The sequence below is a fragment of the Rhodococcus erythropolis NBRC 15567 genome (assembly GCF_001552595.1).
Taxonomy (GTDB): domain Bacteria; phylum Actinomycetota; class Actinomycetes; order Mycobacteriales; family Mycobacteriaceae; genus Rhodococcus_F; species Rhodococcus_F erythropolis.
On record NZ_BCRM01000024.1, the window covers coordinates 98,457 to 121,677 of the forward strand.

Genomic DNA, 23,221 nt, shown 5'->3' on the forward strand with positions numbered 1-23,221 from the left:
ACTTCGCACGATAGAACTATCGCTTCAACGCAATAGTCATCGGGTCACCTTTGCGAAGGCCGACACCAGCTCGCCGAACTCCGATATCGCCGTGTCCGGATCCGGATCAACAGCTGCCAGCGCGACCAGCACATCGGTAGCACCGGATTCGAGCAGCTGTTCGGCACCGATCATCGTCGCCGGGAGATCGATCGAACCGTCAGCCCCGCGAACAACGGTCAGTCGCCCACGGACCTGCAATTCCGCTGGATCGCGTCCGAGATCCGCCATGGCCTTCCCGATGACATCGATCCCTTCACGTAGGTCGTCGTCCGCGGCGCCCATGATCGGAATCCACCCGTCACCCCAGGTTGCGACGCGTCGTACGACGGCTTTGGAGAGCGAACCGGATACCCAGATCGGGATTCCAGCGGCTGGACGGGGCGCGCAATACACGTCGTCGAACTTCAGACGAGGAGTGTCGATGCTCGCCGGCGCCGAACTCCACAGGGCCCGGCACACAGCGAGAGCGTCGTCGAGCAACGGTCCTCGTTTACCGAAGTCCATACCGACCGCGTCGTATTCGCGTTGCTGCCAACCGGTTCCGACGCCAAGGTCGAGGCGGCCACCGGACAGCAGATCGAGTGTCGCGGCAGTCTTGGCAAGTACCGCTCCCCCGCGAAGCGCCGCGATGACGATTCCGGTCCCCAAGCGAATTGTCTTCGTCTGTCCGGCAACAAAAGCCAGGACGGTCAGCGGTTCGAGCCAGTTGGCGTCAGGCTCGGTGGGGAACGCCGACCACGTATATGCCGAGTTGTCCGAGCCCATCACCACATGATCGGTGACGAGGACCCGGTCGAAGCCGGCCGCTTCCGCGCTCTGACAGACCTGCACGAGTTTCCCGTAGGAGTTCTCCGCGAGAGTGGTGCCGAAATTAGGAACGTTCAGACTGAAAGTTGTCATGTGTCAAGCCTTTCGGGGCCGGTTGGTCCAGCCGCCTTCTTCGGTGGGGAACCAGCCGCCGGCAGCGTGCGAGCCGCCGTCGACGTGGATGACGGTTCCGGTGATGTATCTCGCCAGGTCTGAAGCCAGGAACAGCGCGGGGCCGGCAATGTCGACCGGCTGGCCCGGTCCACCCAGCGGCGCCCACCCCGGCCACTTGTCCCAGTCGTCGGCAGGGACAATCCTGCGATACGGCACCTGTACCGACTCGATCAGATCCGGGGCAATGGCGTTGACGCGCACTCCGGTTCGACCGATCTCCACACCAAGACTTCTGGTGAACTGCGTCAGCGCGGCCTTGTATGCCGAGTACATGGTGTGGCCCGGGATCGCTCGATGCGCCTCCACCGTCGTCAGGTTCACGATCGATCCACCGGCTCCGCGATCGATCATGCCGGGAAGCAGGGCATGGGTCAGGCGCACGACGTGATCGAAATTGATGTTGCCCGCCTCGGACCAGAATCCTGGATCCGTACCGGCGAACGCTGTCGGCGGGTTAAGGAAATGACCCACATTGTTCACCAGAACGTCCGGCGCGAACTCGGTCAACGCGACGGGGACCTCCTGCGCACGCACGTCGTACTCGAGATGGTTGATCGAACCACCTGCAGCTGAGTCGAATTCGACCTCGCCCAGCGGTGCCATGTCCACAACCAGAACTGACGCGCCATGCGAGGCAAATGCTCGAACGATCGCTGCGCCGATTCCCTGAGAACCGCCTGTGACCACTGCCTTCTTACCCACCAACATCGGCCCTGGGAAGTACGCCGATCCGACCACCACGAAGACACCCTTCTGCAGTTCGATGTGAATCACTTCGGCGTACCGTCACACATCGATCGCCAAAACGGGCGCAAAGTTCTCACTCAGTGGTAGCCGCGACACCCAGCCTGCTCGGACCGCCTGGTCGCTCATTCAAATAGTCCGGAATCTCGGCTGCCCGTATCGGCATTCCCTCCAAGTACCCCTGGATCACGTCACATCCGCACTCCGTCACTATCGCGCGCTGCCTCTCCGTCTCCACGCCCTCGGCAACGGTGTCCAGCCCGAGAGATTTGGCAATCGCGATGACGGCTCGCAGGACAGCGAACCTCGAATTCGAGGGATCCGCGTCCAGCGGTGCGACGAACGCCCGATCGATCTTCAACCGATCGAGCGGCAGCCGGGCCAAGCTGGCAACCGAGGAGAACCCTGTACCGAAGTCGTCCATCGCAATCGCGATTCCGAGCGCCGAGAGCTGTACCAACACATCTCGGTCGGCGTCGTCGATGACCAGCGATTCGGTCACCTCGATCTCGAGTCGGCTGGGGTGGAGGTTCACCTCGTTCAGTGTCTGGCGTACCGATTCGACGTATCGACTCGAACGCAGTTGCACCTGAGAAACATTGACGGCAACCCGAATGTCCTCCGGCCACGTTGTCGCTGCCGTGCAGGCAGCCCGCAAAACACCTGCACCGATCGGCACGATCAAGCCAGTTTCCTCGGCGACCGAAATGAAGTCTCCCGGCGAGACGAGACCTGAAGTCGGATGGTTCCAACGCAGCAGAGCCTCGAACCCGACAACAACTCCCGTCGCGGCTGAAACCTGCGGTTGATAGACCAACTCGAACTCTTCGTCGATCAACGCACGACGAAGATCCAACAGTGCTCTGGCCCGACCTGTCGCACGATCCCGCAAAGTCGCATCGAAGGCGCGAATCTGGTTCCGACCGCTCTCCTTTGCGTGGTAAAGCGCGAGGTCCGCAACAATCACCAGGTCTTCGAGGCTGTCGGCGTCGTCGGGCATCGAGCCGTACCCCAGACTGGCACGAATGCGAATCTGGTTGCCGACCAGTGAAAATGGTCGTTCGAATGAGTCGAGAATCGTTTGGAATCGTTCCTCAACCTCATCTGCACTCGCGATGTCGTCGAAGGCGGAGTCGTCGAAGGCGGAGTCGTCGAAGGCGATGGCAAACTCGTCACCCCCCAGTCGCCCACAGATCTCGTTCGATCGCAGAACGCTGTGCAGCCTGCTCGCAACATCGCGAAGCACGTCGTCTCCGACGTGGTGTCCCAACCGGTCGTTGATCGACTTGAAGTTGTCCAGGTCCAGAATCGCCAACCACACTCTGCGTCCGTCCCGAAGCCTCGACGAGAGCTGAGAGTTGAAGCTGTACCGATTCTTGAGCCCGGTCAGAGAATCGACTTCCGCCAGTCGCAATATATTTTGACGCTGGTGATAAGAGTGCGTGATATCGGATCCGACACCGCGCCACCCGTAGTCCGCCCCGTCGCCGCTGGCGGGGTGACCTGACATCGACCACCAGCGAGTATCGCCCCGTACGACAACTTGCATGGTGAGGTCCCGAAACGCCGTCCCGGCTTGAAAATTCGCGGTGAGAAGATCAAGGGACTTCCTGCCCGCATCTGTTCGAGATGCGCCGATCCCGATCAGGATCTCGTGCATGGTGCGGCCCCGAATCTGCGCTGCGGGTAAACCGACCTGCTCGGCAAATCGGTACGACACGGTACTGGCGATACCGCGCGAATCGGTTTCCCAGAGCCAATCCTGTGCTCCGTCTTCGAGATCGTTGAGCAACAATTCGACGAGATCTCGTTCGTCCTCGGCTACGAGTTCGGCGCGTAGCCGTCTCTCGAAGAGGTTGGCCAACAGCAAAGTTCCGCTGTAGAGCGAACCCACGAAGATGACCAGCACCCCGATCAGCACGAAACGCGATGTGCCCGGTTCCGTCCAGAACGCCCCGGCCAGCCCGACTCCCACCAGGCTGATCCAGACGACAGTGATTCCGCGAAACATCATGGTGGGAAACACGCCGACCGCGATCCCACCGATCAAGGTCGAGCTCAGTACCAATTCGTCACCAGGATCGAGCATCGGAAAGAGAACGAGAGCCAAGCATGCCAGGAGCACTCCCCAGACAATGATTTCGACTGTGAGCACCACCAATTCGGTGGTCTGGGACTCTGAGACTCCCATACGCGAGCGCCGGAGCCAATAGACACTGAACCCAGCGCTCGACAACAGCATGACACTCGACCAGGCGAAGCTGAACCATCCGGCATCCACCGGCAGGAGCACCACGATCGCTGACAACGCAACCGCTGCAGTCAGAAACGACCACGGAAGTACGCGCGCGGTGAACCGCAGGCGTCGATCGAGTAAGCGGCGGCGATCGTAATCCGAGAGGTGTTGTTCCGTGCCGCTGCGACCGAGCTTGCGCACAGACGTCTCGACACGACGCCTACGGAGTACCGCCGGGTCATCCACGTCGGCCTGCTACCGCCGCTGCGACCGCGTCGACCGACATGACCCCGCCGGCGATGTATCCCTGAACAGTCCTCACCCCTGCAGCGGCCACGGACTTCAAGTCCTCCTCACCGTCGACTCCTGAGACGACGACCTCCATTCCCAGCGCGTCGACCAGATCCACGACAGCTTCGAGAATCGGCCGTCCACCAGGCGCTGCACCCGAAATGGAGCGTTCTATCCGGACTCTGGTGAACGGAAGGCCGGACAGTGATGCGAGCGAGGAGAATCCGGCACCGAACTCGTCCACGGTCAGCGCGATTCCCATGTCCGCGATCGCGTGCAATGCAGACTTGGACTCGTCGGTGATCGCCGAGGATTCGTTGAGTTGGAGCTCGAGCTGATGTGCGCTGGCGTCCGATCGTCGAAGCGAATCACCTATCGAGTCGACAAAGGAATCCGATTCGAGCTGACGCGTCGATACCGCGACGGCTACCCGCAGGTGATCAGGAAGACGCGACGCCGCCTCGCACGCCAGCTCGAAGACGGTCGTTCCTAGTGAATAAGCCAAACCGGTGTCGTCTGCGACGCTCATGAATTCGGCGGACGTCACAGCTCCGAGGCGGGCGTTGTGCCAGACCACGCGGACCTCCACGGCCACGATCTCGCGCGAGAGCACGTCGATCCTGGGCAGCAGCACGAGTTCGAGGTCCTTCTCCGCGACGGTGTTTCCCAGATCTTCGAGTAGGCGGGCCCGCCGATCGGCCACGGACTTCATCGAGTCTCGATATTCACGCACGGCCCCGCGCCCGGATTCCTTTGCCGCGAACAACGCGAGGTCCGCAGCGCCCATCATTTCGTCGGCGGAGGACGGCAGTTCGGCGGGGAGGTAGTACCCGATGCTGCATCCGATCTCCAACCGCGTGCCGGCCACTGTGATCGGCTCATGCAGAGTTTCGATGTAGCGGCCGAGCAGAGTACGAACTTGCGAACTGTCACCTACATCGGTGAAAAGAATCGCGAACTCGTCTCCACCCAGACGTGCGAACAGCTGTGACATCCCGCCGGCCTCGGACAGGCGATCCGCGACCTCTCGCAGAACCGCGTCGCCAACGGTGTGCCCCAGTGTGTCGTTGACCGATTTGAAGTTGTCGAGGTCGAGCATCGCCAACGCGAGACCACTTTCGATTGTGTACGGATCACGCAGCAGTCGCTCGAGCTCGGTCCAGAAGCTGTGCCGGTTCGGCATGCCGGTGAGTGCGTCCACCCGACCCATCCGCACGATCTCGTCACTCTGCAGTTTCACTTCCGTGACGTCGGAACCGACTCCCCGCCAGACGAACTCGTCAGGCGTGCGGCCGGGGCGCGGGCGTCCGGAGATCTGCCACCACCGGATTTCACCGTGCACTCGGACCGGAACGAGCACGTCGACGAATGCGGTCTTCGTGTGGCGGGCTTTCTGCAACTCCATGAGCGCATCGATTCCGCCGGGGATCCGTAGGGTGCCCAACTCCATGAACAGGTCCTGCCACGCCGTTCCCTGCAACTCGGTGGAGTCCAGCCCCGCTTCGACCGCGAGCCGCGTCGGGATTCGGTTGAACTTGCCTTTCTGGTCCGTCTCCCACACGAAGTCTCCCGCGTTGCCTTCGAAATCTTCGAGAAGCATCTGCACAACCGATCGTTCCGACGCGGCGCTCAATTCAGCTCGGTAGCGAGATTCCAGGTTGCCCGAGACCACTATCGTGCCGCCGATCAGAGCTGCGCCGTAGGCGATCATTCCAATGAGAATTCGTTCGAACTCGGGCCCCGGTTGAAGCCAGAATGCCACCCCGAGGATGACCATATTGGACAGGATCCAGGTGACCCCCACCATCCGCAACATCGCGGTGGCCACGGCTCCGGCACCGGTGATGGATGTGGTGACCGCTATCAGGATCAGGTCGCCGGAATCGTCCAGGATCGGGTACAGGACCAGGGCGAGCGAGGAATACAGGATCCCGACTACAGCAAATTCGACGATGAGAAACGCGTAGGACATCCGGTACGTGGGTGCGATCAGGTTGAAATGAATGGCGAGACCGACGCACATCCCCACCAACCCGATCACTCCGGACAGGAATGGCCACAGGCGCGGCAACGGTCCGCTGTCCGGCGGAATCACATACAACGTCAGCCCGAGTGTGACGACGAGGTGGACAGCAGCGGCCCACGGCAGCACGCCGAAGGTGACGGCTATCTGCTCACGAGTGACGTCATCGCGCTGCGCGGGCGTCAATCTTTCTCTCTGGTGGGGTTGCAGACGAGACAGGACCGACATCACTTACCTCCCGCTCCCACGACTCAATTCGAATCGGACGTCCGACTCAGCAATTCTCTCGTAATTAAGCACTGCGCTGCCAACCAGTACGTCCGACCTATTTCGGAGTCAGGTCTGCCCACAGACACAGTAATCAGCAAACTACTGGTCTGCCGGTAGTTGGTGCGGCAAGTTTGATGCGGATGGGTTGAAATCAGACATGAGGGACAATGGCCGGAGATCGCCGATCACGTCGGTGGAGATTCCTCGACGGGTAACACGATCGGACTCATTCGAGTTCAGACAAGGACTATCACGATGGCAATCGACTACACCCGACGTTCCGGCGAGTCCACTCCGTCGCAAGCACCGGTCAGCCTGAGCAAGATCACGCTCACCAAATCGGCACCGACGGTCAACCTCGCGAAGGCGGGTGAACGACAAGGCAATATGCGGGTGAACCTCAACTGGTCGCAGGGAGCACCACCGAAGAAGACCGGTTTCCTCGCCAAACTCGCCGGCGCAGGTTCTGGCGCGGTCGACCTGGACCTCGGATGCCTCTACGAACTTGCCGACGGGTCCAAGGGAGTAGTTCAGGCCTTGGGCAACAGTTTCGGTTCACTGACTTCTCCGCCCTACATCTCCCTCGACGGCGATGACCGCAGTGGCGCGAACACCGGCGGCGAGAACATGCACGTCAATCTTGGTGACCCAAGCGCTTTCCGGCGAATCCTGATCTTCGCGATGATTTACGACGGCGCCCCCAACTGGGCGGCCGTGGACGGCGTCGTCACCCTGTATCCCACCAACGGCCCCGAGGTGGAAGTGCGGCTCGATTCGGCCAGCAACCAGGAGCGGTTGTGCGCAATCGCTCTCATCCAGAGTTCAGGTCAGGGCGTGACGGTGACCCGCGAAGTTCAGTACATCAACGGCAGTCAGTCAGATCTCGATCGGGCCTACAACTGGGGAATGAAATGGGCGGCTGGACGAAAGTAGGTGTCGCGGGCGGGGTGTCCCCCATCCGAATGACAATGTCCGAATCGTCCACAATGTCGCAAGTTACTGGATAGTGTCGAGAAGTGGGGTCGGACATGAGGGGTCACGCTCGACACCGATAGTGGGTCGGTGACGCTATGTGCTTGGCGACACCGACGTTCGACCGGAAAGGCCCTCGATTTCCCCCGAGATCGAGGGTCTTTTCGTATCTTGCGTCACTGTTCGGACCCCTTTTATTAGTTGATCGTTAAACTAGGCGTTCGTCCAACATGTACCGATGGAGAACGTGAATGTCCACGAATTCAGATCGACGCCCGCGCCTGCCCGTGAGAATCGCCTACCTCACCGCGGGAGTTCTCTTTGTCGCCGCCATGCTCCTGCTGGCAAGCGTCGTCAACCCTGACCGGGACCGCGATTTCTCCATGAACCACGTCCCCGCGGGGACGTCGGCGACTTCGGTCGTCGCCACCACTGACCTCGGCTAACGAAGGTACTGGTACGTAAGTGGCGCGCGTCACGAAGTGTGGGTACCTTCAACGCCAATGGTTCGCCGTAGGTCGGTATTGAGAGGGACGGCCAACCACTGCCCTGCCTGGTTGCCCCACCCAAGCAGGCAGGGCACCCCTTCAACTCCATCGACTTTTCTGCGGATCCACGCCGACACACTCTGGCGTCCGGACAGTTTCACCGCAGCGCCTGCAGTAATGGGTCCGATGCCCGCCATTCTCGGTCGAGGCACACCCGCAAACCTCCCAGCCGACGAGGCACGTATTGGCCGTCAGCGGGTGTCCGTTCGGGCAGCGGTCCGGGGATCGCTCGGTTAGCCGCATCTCCACATTTTCGCACACACGTTCGATACCTTGGTACTGCACACTGCAAATTCGATTGCACCGGCCGCTTCCGGTCAGCCCGAGCGCAACCATCCCTTCTGTCACTTCGGTCTGCTTTAATACGAAGGCTTTGTCGGGGGTTTACCAATGTCCGAAGTTGTCGAGTTTCTGCGAGCACACGCAGGCGAACACGGGGTTGAACTATGGGTTTCTTCAAGAAGGCGGCTGTGACTGCTCTAGCGGTCGCTGCAGTCGGAGCATCAACAGGGATCGCATCAGCTGATCCGTCAACCGACGTGAACTACGAAGCGAAGATCGTCGACAAGTCGATCGTCACCACTATCGACGCCGGGCTGTTCAAGGTATCCGGCGACGGCCACTCCGTCGTCTTGCAGGACAGCAAGGGAGCCGACCTTGTTTCGCTGCCTCTCGCATACAACCTCGGGGATCTGCAGTTCCCCTTCGATCGCACGATCAGTGAAGACGGTAAGACCCTCACACTGACACCGATCACCGATTCGGCGAAGGCAACACCTCGACCCGAGAGTGCGCCTGCGGCAAAGGAATGGACGCCGGTAGCCTCGCCCGAGGAGAATGATCGGGCGATTGCGCACTTCCAGAGTCAACTCGGTCTCGGCACTCAGGTCGGCAGCCTGCTCGGCACCATCGTCGGCGCCGGAATCGGTTGCGCTGTCGGCGCTCCGCTGGGCTTGACCATCGTCGGACTCCCCGTCGCTGCGGCACTGTGCCTGGGTGGCCTCGCAACAGGAGCCGGAATCGGCGGTGTCGCCGGAACCATCCTCGGTGGCGGCGGCGCGGCTGTCGTAGCCGGCATCGATCTCGTCAACACACTGAATGCGCCTGCCGGAACGACCGTCTGGGCCCAGTAGCCACTTGGTGAGCAGTCGTTGCTCCACGAAAACCCCGCCCGTCCGTATGAGGACGAGCGGGGTTCTTCGATATCGCACCGAATGTTGGACTACGCGGTGCCCCCAGTCGGACTCGAACCGACACTTGACGGATTTTAAGTCCGTTGCCTCTGCCAATTGGGCTATGGGGGCCTTGACGCACCCGACTGGTCGGGTGCGTCGGGAATCAGACTATCGGGTGGGTCTGAGCTATCGACATCGCGATGCCGTCGAGGATGTCGTGTTCGCTGACAACCAGTTCGGTGATCCCGGCTCTGGCTTCGAATGTCTGAGCCAGCACCGTGGTGATGATCGCTCCGCCGCCGATGACGTCCACCCGCCCCGGATGCATCGGTCCGAAGGCGGCGCGATCAACCCGAGGCATGGCGGTAAGTCGCTCGCACACGTCGAAAAGTTGCTTGAACGGAATCCTCGACAGGTGCACCTTCTCGGCGTCGTACTCCGGGAGTTCCTGAGCAATCGCGGCCAGCGTCGTCATGGTTCCAGCGACACCCACCCAGGTGTGCGCCTTCTCGACGGGCACGGCCTCGAATGCCTCGGCCAATTTCGCGGTCGCAAAAGCCGTCGCCTCGGAAACCTGCTCTGCCGTAGGCGGATCCGACGGTAGGCATCGCTCAGTGACGCGCACACAGCCGATGTCGGTGGAGTACGCAGCCTGGACGCCCGACGCGTCGCCGAGGACAACTTCGGTGGACCCGCCGCCGAGATCGACTACCACGAAGGGGCCCTCGGAGGGATCAAGTTCTCCCACAGCACCACCGAACGAGAGTCGCGCCTCTTCGTCGCCGGTGATCACCTCCGCTCCGGATCCGGGAATCACCGCACCGAGCACGTCCCGCGTCATCGTGAAGAAGTCTTCCCGATTCGCAGCGTCGCGAGTAGCCGACGTCGCGACCATTCGAACGGCGGTTGCTCCGGCATCGGCGATCATCGACGCGTACTCGACCAGCGCGACCCGGGTGCGCTCGATGGCCTCGGGCGCGAATGTCCCTGTCGCATCAACACCTTGACCCAGTCGCACGACGCGCATCTCGCGCCGGACATCCACCAGACGACCGTCGGCGCCGACGTCGGCGATCAGCAGTCGAATGGAGTTGGTACCGCAATCGACTGCGGCAACACGGCGAGTCACCGGTCGGCGGTGTCGGCGTCGTCGATGCCAGGCCAGTCCGCGGGAATTGCAGTTCCGCGGAGCTTTCCGTGGCCGGCCAAGGCAACGGACTCGTCACCGAGCGGATTGACGCCGGGGCCCTTGGCAAGCGAATGCGCCATCAGCACGTGCAAGCACTTGACGCGATCCGGCATCCCGCCACCGGCAAAGTCGGTTCCGAGAGATTCGATCGCGTCCCGCTCGGCAAGGTACGACTCGTATGCCCGTCGGTAGGCCGCGGCAAGTTCCGGATCCTGGGTCAGGCGTTCGGTCATTTCACGCATGACGCCGGCGGATTCCTGACGGCTCGCTTCGGCCGTCAGTCGCGGGTCGGTGAGGTAGTACAACGTCGGGAACGGTGTCCCGTCCGGAAGTTTGGGGGCAGTCTTGACGACGCCGGGCTGACCGTCCGGGCTGCGGTACGCGATCTCGATCACTCCGCGTGGCTCACGGCCCAATTGAGCGGCAACGGCGTCGAGATCCGCTTGTGAAACCTGTGGGGAATTTTCGGACGTGTTGCTCACCCGGTGGGTACTCCTTGTTCTTCTGGCTCTATCGGCGCCAACGGCATCGGGGCCGGTGTCGTCGTCTCGGGAACCACTGGCGGTTCCGAAATCGTTTGCCACAGATCGCGATACCACGGACCTGTCAGCGGTGTTTCCTTTTCCTGCTTCTTCTCGGGTTCCTTGTAGTCGCCGGGAAGCTGAACCTGAAACGGGGTCTCGCCCGGTTTGACGTACCGAAGGCGTTCTCGTGCAAGAGCTTCGATGTACGCAGGGTCGTCGAAGCGCGCGTTCTGGCCTTGCAGCTTTCGCAGTTCTTCCTCGAGCACCTGACGTTCGGCCGCCACCTGCGCGGCATCCGAACGCTGGCTGATGTACGTACGCAGCGGCACTGCCAGTGTCAGCGCCAGCATGAGCACAACCATCGCGAGCACAACGGCCCGACTGGTGGACAAGCCGAAAATGGTGTTGTCCGACTTCGGAAGCCGAGACCAGAACTTGTTGGTTCCGCTCTTCCCCCGGGCCGACTTCGACCCACGCGCCGACGCTTTCTCGGCGGAGACCCCCGGTTGCGCGGGGTCTGTCGCAGCGGAATCAACTGCTGCCGGATCGACCGAAGATGCCGGTTCCGACGCGCGTGGGCGTCGAGCGCTGTCACGACGCGCACGCGACGGTGTGTCCCCACGACGGGAACCACGACCCCCCGGACTTCCGCCGGGGGATCGTGGCTTACCGCGCTGTGCAGACACTACTGAATCTTAGATTTCCGTCAGGCCTCGAAAGCGAAGCGCGGGAACGCAACCTCGCCGGCGTAACGTGCTGCGTCGCCGAGGTTCTCCTCGATACGCAGCAGCTGGTTGTACTTGGCAACGCGCTCGCTGCGGGCCGGAGCACCGGTCTTGATCTGACCGCTGCCGACGGCAACTGCGAGGTCGGCGATGGTGGTGTCCTCGGTCTCGCCGGAACGGTGGCTCATCATCGTCTTGTAGCCGTTGCGGTGAGCGAGATCGACGGCGTCGAGGGTCTCGGTCAGGGTGCCGATCTGGTTGACCTTCACCAGGAGTGCGTTTGCCGCACCCTTGACGATGCCTTCTTCGAGGCGCTCGGGGTTGGTGACGAAGAGGTCGTCGCCGACGAGCTGGACCTTGTTGCCGATCTGATCGGTGAGTGCGACCCAGCCGTCCCAGTCGTCTTCGTCGAGCGGATCCTCGATGGAAACGAGCGGGTAGGCGTCGATGAGCTCGGCGTAGAACGCCGCCATCTCGGCCGCGGTGCGGTTCTTGCCCTCGAACTTGTAGCCGGTGCCGTCGGTGTAGAACTCGGTGGCGGCGACGTCGAGAGCGAGCGCGACGTCGGTGCCCAGCTTGAGGCCGGTCTTGTTCACGGCGATCGTGATGAGGTCGAGTGCTTCCTTGGTACCCGCGACGTCGGGAGCGAATCCGCCTTCGTCACCGAGACCGGTGGAGAGGCCCTTCTCCTTGAGGACCGATTTCAGGGAGTGGTAGACCTCGGCACCCCAGCGCAGCGATTCCTTGAAGCTCGGTGCGCCGATGGGAGCAACCATGAACTCCTGGACGTCGACACCGGTGTCTGCGTGCGCGCCACCGTTGAGGATGTTCATCATCGGGACAGGGAGAACGTGAGCGTTGGGGCCACCGACGTAGCGGAACAGCTCGAGGCCCGAGGACTCGGCAGCGGCGCGAGCCACGGCAAGCGAGGCACCGAGCAGAGCGTTTGCGCCCAGACGCGACTTGTCCGGGGTGCCGTCTGCGTCGAGCAGCGCCTGGTCGACCGTGCGCTGCTCGGTTGCGTCGATGCCGATGATGGCCGGAGCGATCTCGCCGAGCACAGCCTCCACGGCCTTCTCGACGCCCTTTCCGCCGTAGCGTGCGCCACCGTCGCGCAGTTCGACGGCTTCGTGCTCACCGGTGGAAGCACCGGACGGCACCGCAGCCCTGGCGAAACTTCCGTCTTCGAGCAGAACCTCGACCTCAACCGTGGGGTTGCCACGTGAATCAAGGATCTCGCGAGCTCCGACCTGCTCAATACTGGCCACTGTGTGGTTCTCCTTCGAATGGGCTTCGCATTGGGGCACGCTCTGCGTGCTTGACACTTGGGCTCCGACCCCTCCGGTCGAAAGAGGACCACGATCGCGGCTGGGCCTCTGCAGTGCCAGCACCTCTGTAGTGCCAGCACACAGCCTAACCGCACGGGCCGAAGGCTTCTTTATCGACGCGCGGTCACGGTCCCGACCTGCGGATCGATCGCCGTCAGTCCGGCCGTACCCCGACTGAATACGCCGACGCACGATCACGAACGAGCGCGAGATAGTCGCCCGAGAGGTTGTACGCCATGAGCGCCTGCTGCCACCCGGCAGCGGCAGTGAGGTCTCCCCCGCGTGCACACAGGTAACGAGCGGCGGTGAGGGCAGCGTCGTCGATGTTGTCCGGGTCCACCCGGCCGTCGCCGTTGGCGTCGACTCCCCATTTGAGCCACGTCTCAGGGATGAACTGCATAGGCCCCATCGCACGGTCGTGCACTGGATCGCCGTCCATCGCCCCGCCGTCGGTGTCGGGGATCTCGGCAACTCCCGGGCCACCGTCCAGAGGGATTCCCCGAATGGCCGGGGCGACCTGGCCGAACGCATCGACCGACGAACCGTCGTAGGTCCCGTGGCGGCTCTCGACGCTGCCGATACCGGCCAATGTCGTCCACCCGATTCCGCAGCTGGGAAGCGTCTCGGCCATGACCGCAGCGGCGTACCCGTATGCCTCGAGTGCCGTCGTCCCGATCCCGATGTCGTCCGACAATCCCGCGGCCCAGTCGGCGAGTTGATCAGCACTGCGGCCGGGGGCATTGATGTCGATCGGCGGCGTCGGAGAGCCTGTACCTGGGGGTATGCCCTCCGGAATGGCTACTTTCGGTTCGTTCGATCCACACGCCACGATGCCTGCGCCCAGCAAGGCTGTTCCGGCAGCTACTGCGGCTACGACTCTCGAGAGACGCCGGGGACTTCTGCGGGCTGCGGGAGTTCGGTACACCCTTCCATCATCCACATGCGAGCGAAGTACTCCCGAACCCATTGGTAAAGAACAGCAAAAGTACAGGTCAGGGCGTGGTTCACCACCGATTGTGGAGTATCTTCTTCTGAGTTAAGGCTGGCCTAGCCTCATAAGTTCGTCAGAAGCTGTCGCACTCACTCAGTCAGGAGTCGCCCGTGCCCGTGTCGGTACTCGCTGCCGCGAGCACACCATCAGTTGCCACCCAGTTATTCGGCAGTGGCCTGATCGGTCTGCGCGAAGGCCTCGAAGCGGGCATCGTGGTGATGATTCTCGCTGCCTACCTCGTGAAAGCTCAGCGCAGGGATGCACTCAAATGGGTGTGGCTCGGCGTCGCGATCGCCGTCGCAATGGTGGCGATCATCTTTTTCGCGATCCACTACGGAACGTCGACGGTCGACGGCCTGACCGCAGAGATCATCGCGGGCGTTGCCTCCCTGGTCGCCGTCGTCATCGTCACGATCATGGTCCTGTGGATGCGCACGGCTGCGAAGAACATTTCCGGCGATCTGAAAGCGGGGATGGAGAAGGCGTTGATCGCCGGCCCCGTCGCCATCTTGTCGCTGTCGTTCTTCGCGGTCGGTCGTGAAGGCGTCGAGACAGCGTTGCTCATGGTCGGTTACGCCGAGAACACCGCAGGCAGCTCCTGGCCGTTGGTCGGACTGCTCCTCGGAATTCTCCTGGCCGCCGTCTTGACCGTCGCCATGTACTTCGGCGCCCTCCGGCTCAACCTGACGACGTTCTTCCGGTACACGGCGATCTTCCTCATCGTCGTAGCCGCCGGAATCCTCTCGTACGGTGTTCGCGCTCTACAGACCGGAAATGTGCTTCCGGGCGGTTCGAATCTCGCGTTCAACCTGACGCCCGGCTACGACCCGTCGACCTGGTACGGCACCGTCCTCGCCGGAATCTTCAACTTCCGCCCGGATCCGACGGTCCTGCAAGCCGTCGCGTGGGTCGTCTACCTCGTAGTCGTCCTAGCGCTCTTCCTGCGTCCCCTTCCGTCGAAGCCAACCGAGCCGACGGCCCCGCCGGCGCACGACACACACGTTCCCGAAAAATCCTGAGAGGCATTGCCGACATGCGTAAATCCACCCTCGTACTGGCCACGGCTGCGGTACTTCCCTTCTCCCTCGCCGCGTGCACCGAGAAGACGACGGCGAGCGACGGCGACATCGTCGTCACGGCCACCGACGATTCGTGTGACGTCAGTGCCACCACCGGGACCACTGGCAGTTCGACGTTCCAGGTGACGAACAACGGCTCGAAGGTCACCGAGTTCTACGTCTTCGCCGAGGGTGATCGAGCGATGGGCGAAGTCGAGAACATCGGCCCCGGCCTTACCCGGCAGCTGATCGTCTCTCTCCCCGAGGCTGCGACCTATCAACTCGCGTGCAAGCCGGGCATGGTCGGAACCGGCATCCGCCAGGACTTCGTCGTCACGGGCGATTCGCAGGCGGCCACCGACGAGAGCGGACAACTCGCCGAAGCTGCCGACGGCTACCGGCGGTACATCCGCAGCCAGATCGTCGCGCTGCAGGACACCGCAGCTCAGTTCGTCGCCGCCGTCCAGTCCGGCAACGTCGACCAGGCGAAGGCACTGTTCCCGATCGCACGTACCTACTACGAGCGCATCGAGCCCGAAGCCGAGAGCTTCGGCGAACTCGATCCCAAGCTTGACCTGCGCGAAGCGGACCTGGAGCCCGGTCAGGTCTGGACGGGATTCCACCGCCTCGAGAAGGATTTGTGGGTTACCGGACTTCAGCCGGATACCAACGCAGTCGCCGATCAACTGCTCGAAGACATTCAGTATCTTGCCGATCAGGTGAACGCCGAGGACTACACGATCGATCCAACCAAGATCGCCGGCGACGCCCAAGGACTGCTCGACGAGATCTCGACCTCCAAGATCACCGGAGAAGAAGACATCTTCTCGCACACCGACCTGTGGGACTTCCAGGCCAACGTCGACGGCTCACAAGCGGCGATCGCGGCACTGAACCCGATTCTGCAGGAACGTAATCCCGAGCTCGCCCAGCGCATCGCGGACCGCTTCGCCGACCTCGACGCCGCTCTGGCGCAGTTCCGCGTCGGCGACGGATTCGTGTACTACGACACCGTCACCGAAGCGCAGCGTCAAGAACTCTCGCGTAAAATCGATGCTCTGTCCGCCGAGGTCAGCCAGGTCCAGGAAGTAGTCGCGGGACAGTAGATGACTGATTCACCAGAAGGCACACCCGCTGCGGAAAACGCAGCACCGCACGCAGTCTCACGGCGCCGACTGTTCGGCGCCGTGGGGGCCGGCGCCGTCCTGGCCGGTGCCGGTGCCGTCATCGGGCGGGTGACCGCCGACGAGAATTCCGGCACCGATCACGCAGACGTGGTGGCATTCCGCGGCGAGCATCAAGCAGGCATCACGACGCCGGCCCAGGATCGCATGCACTTCGTCGCTTTCGATGTGACGACGAAGTCGCGCGACGAACTGATCACGCTGCTGCAGACGTGGACGGCGATGGCCGAACGAATGACGGCGGGTCAGGAAGCAACCGAGGACGGAGCGACCGGCGACGGTCCGTACGCGCCACCGAGCGATACCGGTGAGGCACTCGATCTCGCGCCGTCGCAACTCACCCTGACCATCGGATTCGGACCGTCACTTTTCGACGACCGTTTCGGGCTCGCAGACAAGAAACCTGCTGCCCTGCTCGATCTCCCCCACTTCCGCGCGGACAACCTCGATCCGAATCGCAGCGGGGGCGACATCGCCATCCAAGCGTGCGCCAACGATCCCCAGGTTGCCGTCCATGCGATCCGCAACCTCGCGCGAGTCGCTTTCGGGACCGCGTCGGTCAAGTGGTCACAACTCGGGTTCGGGCGAACGTCCTCGACCTCGACGACGCAGGCGACACCACGAAATCTGTTCGGGTTCAAGGACGGAACAGCCAACATCAAGGCGGAAGATCCAAACGCACTCGCCCAGCACGTCTGGGTTGATCCCACTGACGATCAGGCCTGGATGGCAGGCGGATCATTCCTCGTCGCCAGACGAATCCGCATGCTGATCGAGCAGTGGGATCGCGCAGTACTCAAGGAACAAGAAGCCGTCATCGGCCGCTCCAAACGCAGCGGAGCGCCACTCGGCGGCAAAGACGAGTTCGACGAACTCGATCTCGATTCCAAAATGGGCCACGACTTCGTCATCCCGGAGGATTCACACGTGCGCCTGGCCTCTGCCGAGGAACTCGGTGGGATTCAGATCTTGCGCCGCGGATACAACTTCACCGACGGCTCCGACGGCTTCGGCCACCTGGACGCGGGACTGTTCTTCGTTGCGTACTGCCGGAATCCGGTCGAGCAATTTGTTCCGATGCAGCAGAACCTTTCACGACACGATGCGCTGAACGAATACATCCAACACGTCGGTTCTGCCGTCTTCGCGTGCCCCGGCGGTCTCGCCGACGGCAAGGACTGGAGTTCCCAGCTGTTCACCTGATGCGCGTCTCCGGGTTCAGTATCTCCACGAACGCACCAAATTGACCGGTGCCCGATTCCGCTCGGTCAGTGGATCGATTGCCTTGGTCGTGGTCGGCGGCAACAACTCGGCGGTAGGTACCGGCGCGACAATCTCCGTTGTTTGGGTCAGCGGTGGTTCCGCCTGCGCAGGATCCGAGAACGGGCGCAGCACCGCCCACGCGAGGAAGCTGGTCAGCGCAACCAGCGAGAACCCAACGCCCACAAGGATTTGCATTCTCCCAAGCCCACCAGTAGCCAGCGAATCCGATTCCGTGCCTTCCGCGGTTTCACCGACACTGCGCACAACGGCCTGATCGGAAGACATGTCTACCGCATCCGTTGCGATTCCCGAGTCGGAGACGCCCGAAACCGAGACTTCCGAAACCGCGACTTCCGAGCTGAGGTGCTCCTGATGTAAGACCTCGGCTATCAATGCTGCACCCTTGGCCGAGGCGAGCTCGGGCTCGGCCGGCCTGATCACCGGTACCGAAAACTCCCGCTCGAGTATCTTCTCCACCAGTGAAATTCGGGCGCCTCCTCCGACGAGAACCAAAGCGTCAGGGACACACCGGGCTCGTGCCGCAACTTCTCGGATCACCATCAGAGTGTCTTCGACTTCCCGCGTGACAACCGAATCAAAACGGATGCACATGGATTCGGGAACGGGCATCACCTGCGCACGACGGGAGCCACTGGCGAGGTATTCCTTGACTTCGCGGGCGTCGAACGCTGCATCAGCGTCGAGGGCTGCATCAGCCGTGGTTGCGGAGAGTAACTCCGCGACTACCCCGTCGAGTCTGTCACCAGCGAGCGCCGTCGACCGCGTGGACGCGATAGTTGTCGCGGTTCCGATCTCGATCATCGAGACAGTCACCCCGGTTCGACCGATATCGAGAACTGTCAGTAACCGAAAACCCTCGGCCGCACCCGAAGTCCGTACCAGCGCGACAACGGCCACCGCTTCCGACACCGTGACAGCACCCTCGATACCTCGGGCACGCAGTTCTGATTCGAGCGCCACGTTCTGCCGCTCGTCAGGAACCGCGATGACCATCCGTGACGTGTCCCCGCGAACCGCAGCAACTAGGTGAATCGCGGCTGTCCTCACCGGAGAGGCGTCGTATGCGTCTACCGTCCGAGTCAGGAATCGACCGCTCGCGGATCCGGTTTCCGGCTGAGAGTCGGCCCGAACAATACGAACCGATGCAGCGCCCAACGACGCACCGAACACTGGATCCATCGCTGTACGCACCCCCATATCCAACTCTTGCACTGCTTATTCGTCGCAAAACATACTTGCGGTATGTTATCCGTAGCGGGAAGTTTACCGGATCCTCGGGAAACCGGAGAACTACGCGAAACTGGCAGGCTGAATCAATGTGTGGAGAGGTCCTTGAACAAGTCGATGGCCAACATGACAAGCGCGATGTCCGCACTACACGTCCCTCATCTCACCCCGCTGGAGACCACCCCTCGACACTTCCGCCACCGCCAGACACCGACCGGGATTCGCACGATTGACACGTGGATTCCAGGCCCAGGCGATAGGGCTCTGTTCGCCTCGCTTCACCTGCCTTCGGATGGTGCCGTGCGCGGCGCCGTCGTCATATGTCCACCCCTTGCGAAGGAACACATCAGCGCTTACCGGGGACTACGCCAACTCGCCCAAGAACTTGCCGAGCACGGATTCCTCGCGCTTCGTTTCGACTATGCAGGACAGGGTGATTCATCCGGCCGCCAGGACGACCCGCTCGCAGTTTCGCAATGGCAAGCCAGCGTTGCGGCAGCCGTTGCGTACGCGCGGCGCGCGGGCATCGAGTCCGTTGCCGTCACAGGTTTGCGCGCAGGGGCACTGATCGCGGCAGCCACCGTCGATACGCTTGGCGACCTACGTGCGATGGTCTTGTGGGATCCGGTCATATCCGGTCGGTCCTACGTTCGCGAACTGACTTCGCTGTACCGCGTTTCGGTCGACGACGACCCTCACCACGACGATTGCACATCCATCGTCGGCGGCGTGCTTGATTCCGCTGCGGTGAAAGACCTTTCCGGACTCGACCTCAGCACCTTCGATCCGGGTTCCTCGACGAAGGTCCTCGCCGCGATTCGCCCTGAATTCGCTGCTTCGCCCCGCACTGTTCGGATGCTCGAGCGATCCGGCGCAGAACGCATGTTCGTCGAACGCCAGAATCAGTTCGTATCCCCCAGCAGTTTCGTACTCTCGGTGCCAACGCACGACATCAAACAGATTTCGAGTTGGGTGTCACGTCAATTCGGCGAGGACAAGACTGTCGTCGATCCAGAGATCACGTCGGCGGCGCATGTCGCGACGGCTGACGACGGCGAAGAAGTCTGGGAAACCTTGGAAAGACGGTCCACCGGATCACTCTTTGCAATCTCCACCGCCTCCCGCACGACTACGAGTCACGCTGCCACTGCGGTCTTTCACAGCACCGCCAACGAACACCGGATCGGGCCGGCCAGGCTGTGGGTCGAGTCCGCTCGAACTCTCGCAGCGCACGGCATCCGCTCGGTTCGCTTCGACAGGATGGGCACAGGAGACAGCGGAACTGTCCGCACCGACGAGAACACCCCCATCGTGTCTCCGGAAGCGCGCCGCAATGTGTTGGATCTGATTGACACTCTCGACGTACCGCCGTCCCGCCGGATGCACGTCGGAATGTGTTCCGGCGCATGGATGGGTGCCTACGTGGCAAGCCAGCGCGGCGCACGGTCCGTGGTGCTTCTCAACATCGTGAATTGGTCGATCAACAATCGACGACCACCAGTGAAGAAAGCACATGTCGATGCAATGGAGTCTGACGTTGCAAACCGAATTTTCGTCGTGGCCAGAACAATTCGCAATGCCGGACGACGAGCCCAGCGATACGTGCCCTACCCGGTGTGGCTCGGTCTCGGCTTCCTCGGACTGGTCAACGCCCCTGAGTCGATGCTTCGCACCTTGACCCGCCGCGGGACGAAGACCGCAGTGTCCCTCGCGCCTGAGGACGAAGCGTGGTTCGAGGCGAACAGAGGCAGACAAGGTGTCACGCGTCTTTCGAGCTCGAAGAATCCCCCGCACGTCTTGTTCTCAGGCTCCGGTGATCACAACCTGTTCCATCGCAGTTCTCGAGAACGCGTCGGCCGGTTGATAGTTGCCTCTGCACTCGATGCGTTCGGAGACCGAAGACTCGCCGTGTCGAAGCACGACAAGGAGGGACTCGGAGCATGATGCGCACGTCTACCCGGGACGGAATTCGAACGTCGTCCTACGTATTCGTAGTCGTTGCAGCGACAACCGCGGCGCTTCTGACCGGTTGCGCTTCCGACACAGCGCCCGCCGAACCGGCTCCGACGTCCGCACCTCTTCCTTCGATCAGCGCCGACGCCGTCGCGGCCAGAGGCAAACTCGAAAGCACGTCCGCGTTCGACAACGTCGATCCACTGATAACCGGCGTGGGCGCGACTGCCCACCAGATCACGTACCGATCAACCTCAGGCACGGACGGAAGCTCAACGATCGTCTCTGGAGTCGTCTTCGTTCCGGAAGGCGATCCACCACCCGGCGGGCGGTCTGTTGTCACCGTCGGTCACGGCACAACGGGAGTGACTGCGGAGTGCGGACCTTCGATGCACCCGGATCTCCTGGGCTACGCGAGTACGATCGTCCCTTTGATGAAACTGGGATTCGTGGCAGTCATGACCGACTACCAAGGGTTGGGTCCGGCAGGCGGCATCACCCCGTACCTCGATCCGAACACCAGCGCGTTCAACCTGATCGACGGAGTTCGCGCGGCGCGAGAAATGGTCCCGGACACGTCTGGGAAATGGGCAGGACTCGGCGTGTCGATCGGTGGGCAAGCTACATGGGCGGCGGCAGAGTTGTCCGGTTTCTACGCGCCCGAATTGAATTTTGTCGGATCGGTAGCGCTGGCTCCGGCCGCAGATCTTTCCAAGCTCGCCGACTTGGCCCAGTCGCAGTGGCTGACGCATGAACAGCAGATCATGATGTCGTACGTAGTATCTGGGCTGACCGTCGCTCGACCCGGCACCGATCCAGGCAACTACCTACACGGTGCGCTGTCGAGTAACTCTGAGATGTGGTTGGCATGTGCGGGCCCGGGGTTGAAAGAACGCGGCGAACAAGCATCACGACTGAATCCCGCCGATACCCTGCCGAGCTCCGACGAGGCCGGAGCAGTCCTGCGCGACTGGCTCACATCGATCGCCCTTCCGCAGCGTCCGGCCGGAGGACCACTCCTGGTCATCAACGGCGACGCTGATCAGACGATCCGCCCGCAGTGGGTGCAAGAGGCCGTCGACAATGCCTGTGCGTTCGGCGATTCGGTGCAGCACATCGTCAGGGCAGGCCAAACTCACAACAATCTGGATCCGGGGTCCGAGACCGCAGTCTGGCTCCAAGCGCGCTTCAGAGGCGAGCCACCGCCGTCGGACTGCTGACTATCGTCGAAAACTCGAATCGACCAGGTACTCCATGTTCTGAACCGCAGGAGTGGATGCGACGTCGGCATGTGTCTTCGCCGAAGACACTTCCGTCCCGTTCCGAACCACGCTGACCGAGACGGCGCCGACTGCCGATGGAACCGTGCAGATGTCCATCCCTGTATCGGCCCTGCACGTGGTCGTCGTACCGCCGACCGTAACTTTCACTTCGGCACCATCGACCAAGAAGGTCAAAACCTCGATCGTGTCGCGAACCGGGGACGACCCCGCACGCAGAATCATCGGCGATACCGAGGGTAGTGCGGGTTGCGCGGACGACAGCTGGTTCCGATAGGTGACGTACGCGATATCACGTGTAATCGCCGGTGCCGTTCCGGTCTTGAACCAGTCGACAAAATATGCGTTCAGATCGAGCAGCGCACGACCGTGCCCCTCGCTCGGTGCAAACGCCGTACCTTCGCTGTAGTCGTTCCACGAAATTAGTTGCACCCATTCGCTATCCGATTCGCGCGCAATCTGCCAGGTGTTTCGGAGATTCCCAGTGTTCTGCGCTTCGTCGAAAACCGATTGGCTGGGACGCGCATCCTGGAACGAGACCGACTGCATCCATATCTTGCCGAGAGCGTGCGCTCGGTTCACCTGATCCAGTGGCGAGCCGATCCCGGTGTCCGTCACTGGATTGAAGGAAGGGTTACGTCCACCCCACGTCGACATTCCGTAGCTTATCGACGCGAATGAATCCATATTCGTGGTGGAGTTCAGGAAGAGTGGAACGAAGGCCACCTCGATCCCGTAGCGGGCCTTCATGATTTCGAGAAACTGCGACCACCACGCCGGGTCGTGTTTCTCGGCAAGAAACGGCGAAATCACCACCCGGTTGTCCGTCAATCGAAAAACCGACGGCGATGACGCGTACTGCGACAACTCGCCTGCCAGATTCGCGGGGTCCAATGTGCCGAGTTCGCCGTTCATATCCGGCATCAGCATTATTTCGAACGCAGGATCAACCGCAGCCGAAGCGGCGAGAAGTTCGGACGGAACGGACGAAGACCACAACGGGTTCGACGACTTCGTCAGAATGTCAACCGAGAAGCCACTGATTCCCGCGTCGATTGCCTGCCGCACTTCATCTTCGAGATCTCGCTGCCTCCACTGTGGGTCAGCTGAAACAGGCCGTGGTTGCGGCCGGTCTCGAAGAAACCCTCCGAATGCGGCGTATGAACCTCGTTCACCATTCGGATTGAGATACTGAG

Annotated in this window: 19 protein-coding genes and 1 tRNA gene; 8 read left to right on the top strand and 12 right to left on the bottom strand. The window is 62.0% G+C overall.

All coding sequences use genetic code 11. The features are described 5' to 3' along the window. Window positions 1-36: 36 nt before the first annotated feature. Genes RE4_RS24590 through RE4_RS24605 form a run of 4 tightly spaced genes read right to left on the bottom strand, consistent with a single transcriptional unit; the run spans window position 37 to window position 6,545 of the window. Window positions 37-942, bottom strand: coding sequence for a TIGR03619 family F420-dependent LLM class oxidoreductase (locus RE4_RS24590; protein ID WP_060939522.1), 906 nt, complete (start codon window positions 940-942; stop codon window positions 37-39). 3 nt (window positions 943-945) lie between these two features. Further along, complete coding sequence (locus RE4_RS24595; RefSeq protein WP_020908536.1) at window positions 946-1,797, bottom strand: SDR family NAD(P)-dependent oxidoreductase; 852 nt, start codon at window positions 1,795-1,797, stop codon at window positions 946-948. A 46-nt stretch (window positions 1,798-1,843) separates the two neighbouring features. Next, a complete protein-coding gene (locus RE4_RS24600; RefSeq protein ID WP_127160007.1) occupies window positions 1,844-4,249 on the bottom strand; it encodes a putative bifunctional diguanylate cyclase/phosphodiesterase in 2,406 nt (801 codons plus the stop codon). Beyond that, the gene (locus tag RE4_RS24605) at window positions 4,242-6,545 is read right to left on the bottom strand and encodes a putative bifunctional diguanylate cyclase/phosphodiesterase (RefSeq protein ID WP_238077110.1); all 2,304 of its coding nucleotides are present in this window, start codon (window positions 6,543-6,545) and stop codon (window positions 4,242-4,244) included. The genes RE4_RS24600 and RE4_RS24605 overlap by 8 nt, the downstream gene beginning before the upstream one ends. A gap of 297 nt (window positions 6,546-6,842) precedes the next feature. On the opposite strand from RE4_RS24605, the gene RE4_RS24610 reads away from it, so the two are divergent. From RE4_RS24610 to RE4_RS24620, 3 genes are all read left to right on the top strand, one after another. After that, complete coding sequence (locus RE4_RS24610; RefSeq protein WP_007728823.1) at window positions 6,843-7,520, top strand: TerD family protein; 678 nt, start codon at window positions 6,843-6,845, stop codon at window positions 7,518-7,520. Between the two features lie 290 nt (window positions 7,521-7,810). Beyond that, entirely contained in the window at window positions 7,811-8,005 is a 195-nt protein-coding gene (locus tag RE4_RS24615; protein ID WP_046378942.1) for a hypothetical protein, read from the top strand. Between the two features lie 548 nt (window positions 8,006-8,553). Then, window positions 8,554-9,240 (top strand): DUF8020 domain-containing protein, encoded by a 687-nt coding sequence (locus tag RE4_RS24620; protein ID WP_060939524.1) that lies wholly within the window; start codon window positions 8,554-8,556, stop codon window positions 9,238-9,240. 97 nt (window positions 9,241-9,337) lie between these two features. Here RE4_RS24620 and RE4_RS24625 read toward each other — a convergent pair. From RE4_RS24625 to RE4_RS24650, 6 genes are all read right to left on the bottom strand, one after another. Next, a tRNA-Leu gene (locus tag RE4_RS24625) sits at window positions 9,338-9,411 on the bottom strand. Window positions 9,412-9,445: 34 nt separating this feature from the next. Continuing rightward, complete coding sequence (locus RE4_RS24630) at window positions 9,446-10,411, bottom strand: Ppx/GppA phosphatase family protein (RefSeq protein ID WP_060939525.1); 966 nt, start codon at window positions 10,409-10,411, stop codon at window positions 9,446-9,448. After that, window positions 10,408-10,953 (bottom strand): DUF501 domain-containing protein, encoded by a 546-nt coding sequence (locus tag RE4_RS24635; RefSeq protein ID WP_020908542.1) that lies wholly within the window; start codon window positions 10,951-10,953, stop codon window positions 10,408-10,410. The genes RE4_RS24630 and RE4_RS24635 overlap by 4 nt, the downstream gene beginning before the upstream one ends. Next, window positions 10,950-11,681, bottom strand: coding sequence for an FtsB family cell division protein (locus tag RE4_RS24640; RefSeq protein WP_020908543.1), 732 nt, complete (start codon window positions 11,679-11,681; stop codon window positions 10,950-10,952). The genes RE4_RS24635 and RE4_RS24640 overlap by 4 nt, the downstream gene beginning before the upstream one ends. Before the next feature lie 20 nt (window positions 11,682-11,701). After that, entirely contained in the window at window positions 11,702-12,988 is a 1,287-nt protein-coding gene (gene eno, locus RE4_RS24645; protein ID WP_019744628.1) for a phosphopyruvate hydratase, read from the bottom strand. Between the two features lie 214 nt (window positions 12,989-13,202). Then, window positions 13,203-14,015, bottom strand: a complete 813-nt coding sequence (locus RE4_RS24650) for a lytic transglycosylase domain-containing protein (protein ID WP_020908544.1) — start codon at window positions 14,013-14,015, stop codon at window positions 13,203-13,205. A 140-nt stretch (window positions 14,016-14,155) separates the two neighbouring features. On the opposite strand from RE4_RS24650, the gene efeU reads away from it, so the two are divergent. Genes efeU through efeB form a run of 3 tightly spaced genes read left to right on the top strand, consistent with a single transcriptional unit; the run spans window position 14,156 to window position 17,484 of the window. Then, window positions 14,156-15,058, top strand: a complete 903-nt coding sequence (efeU, locus tag RE4_RS24655; protein WP_021345071.1) for an iron uptake transporter permease EfeU — start codon at window positions 14,156-14,158, stop codon at window positions 15,056-15,058. Window positions 15,059-15,072: 14 nt separating this feature from the next. After that, window positions 15,073-16,203, top strand: coding sequence for an iron uptake system protein EfeO (gene efeO, locus RE4_RS24660; RefSeq protein WP_019744631.1), 1,131 nt, complete (start codon window positions 15,073-15,075; stop codon window positions 16,201-16,203). Then, the gene (gene efeB, locus RE4_RS24665; protein WP_060939526.1) at window positions 16,204-17,484 is read left to right on the top strand and encodes an iron uptake transporter deferrochelatase/peroxidase subunit; all 1,281 of its coding nucleotides are present in this window, start codon (window positions 16,204-16,206) and stop codon (window positions 17,482-17,484) included. It begins immediately after the preceding gene. Window positions 17,485-17,499: 15 nt separating this feature from the next. On the opposite strand, the gene RE4_RS24670 is transcribed toward efeB, so the two are convergent. Continuing rightward, window positions 17,500-18,744: a DUF7159 family protein gene (locus tag RE4_RS24670; RefSeq protein ID WP_127160008.1), complete on the bottom strand. Its 1,245-nt coding sequence runs from the start codon at window positions 18,742-18,744 to the stop codon at window positions 17,500-17,502. A gap of 153 nt (window positions 18,745-18,897) precedes the next feature. Between RE4_RS24670 and RE4_RS24675 the strand changes: the two genes are divergently transcribed. Together RE4_RS24675 and RE4_RS24680 are read left to right on the top strand one after the other, a co-directional pair. Continuing rightward, on the top strand, window positions 18,898-20,736 hold the full coding sequence (locus RE4_RS24675; protein WP_158630218.1) for a serine aminopeptidase domain-containing protein: 1,839 nt from the start codon (window positions 18,898-18,900) through the stop codon (window positions 20,734-20,736). Further along, window positions 20,733-21,965: a lipase family protein gene (locus tag RE4_RS24680; RefSeq protein ID WP_060939528.1), complete on the top strand. Its 1,233-nt coding sequence runs from the start codon at window positions 20,733-20,735 to the stop codon at window positions 21,963-21,965. Before RE4_RS24675 ends, RE4_RS24680 begins: the two co-directional genes overlap by 4 nt. On the opposite strand, the gene RE4_RS24685 is transcribed toward RE4_RS24680, so the two are convergent. After that, window positions 21,966-23,221 (bottom strand): glycoside hydrolase family 71 protein (locus tag RE4_RS24685; RefSeq protein ID WP_060939535.1); only part of this gene is annotated, 1,256 nt, incomplete at its 5' end. It abuts the gene before it with no gap.

Bases quoted from the DNA above. Each gene is read 5' to 3' on its own strand.
- RE4_RS24620 (WP_060939524.1), top strand. From the start codon at position 8,554: ATGGGTTTCTTCAAGAAGGCGGCTGTGACTGCTCTAGCGGTCGCTGCA.
- efeO (WP_019744631.1), top strand. From the start codon at position 15,073: ATGCGTAAATCCACCCTCGTACTGGCCACGGCTGCGGTACTTCCCTTC.
- RE4_RS24680 (WP_060939528.1), top strand. From the start codon at position 20,733: ATGATGCGCACGTCTACCCGGGACGGAATTCGAACGTCGTCCTACGTA.
- RE4_RS24650 (WP_020908544.1), bottom strand. From the start codon at position 14,015: ATGGGTTCGGGAGTACTTCGCTCGCATGTGGATGATGGAAGGGTGTAC.
- RE4_RS24590 (WP_060939522.1), bottom strand. From the start codon at position 942: ATGACAACTTTCAGTCTGAACGTTCCTAATTTCGGCACCACTCTCGCG.
- RE4_RS24615 (WP_046378942.1), top strand. From the start codon at position 7,811: ATGTCCACGAATTCAGATCGACGCCCGCGCCTGCCCGTGAGAATCGCC.
- RE4_RS24610 (WP_007728823.1), top strand. From the start codon at position 6,843: ATGGCAATCGACTACACCCGACGTTCCGGCGAGTCCACTCCGTCGCAA.
- RE4_RS24605 (WP_238077110.1), bottom strand. From the start codon at position 6,545: ATGTCGGTCCTGTCTCGTCTGCAACCCCACCAGAGAGAAAGATTGACG.
- RE4_RS24670 (WP_127160008.1), bottom strand. From the start codon at position 18,744: ATGGATCCAGTGTTCGGTGCGTCGTTGGGCGCTGCATCGGTTCGTATT.
- efeB (WP_060939526.1), top strand. From the start codon at position 16,204: ATGACTGATTCACCAGAAGGCACACCCGCTGCGGAAAACGCAGCACCG.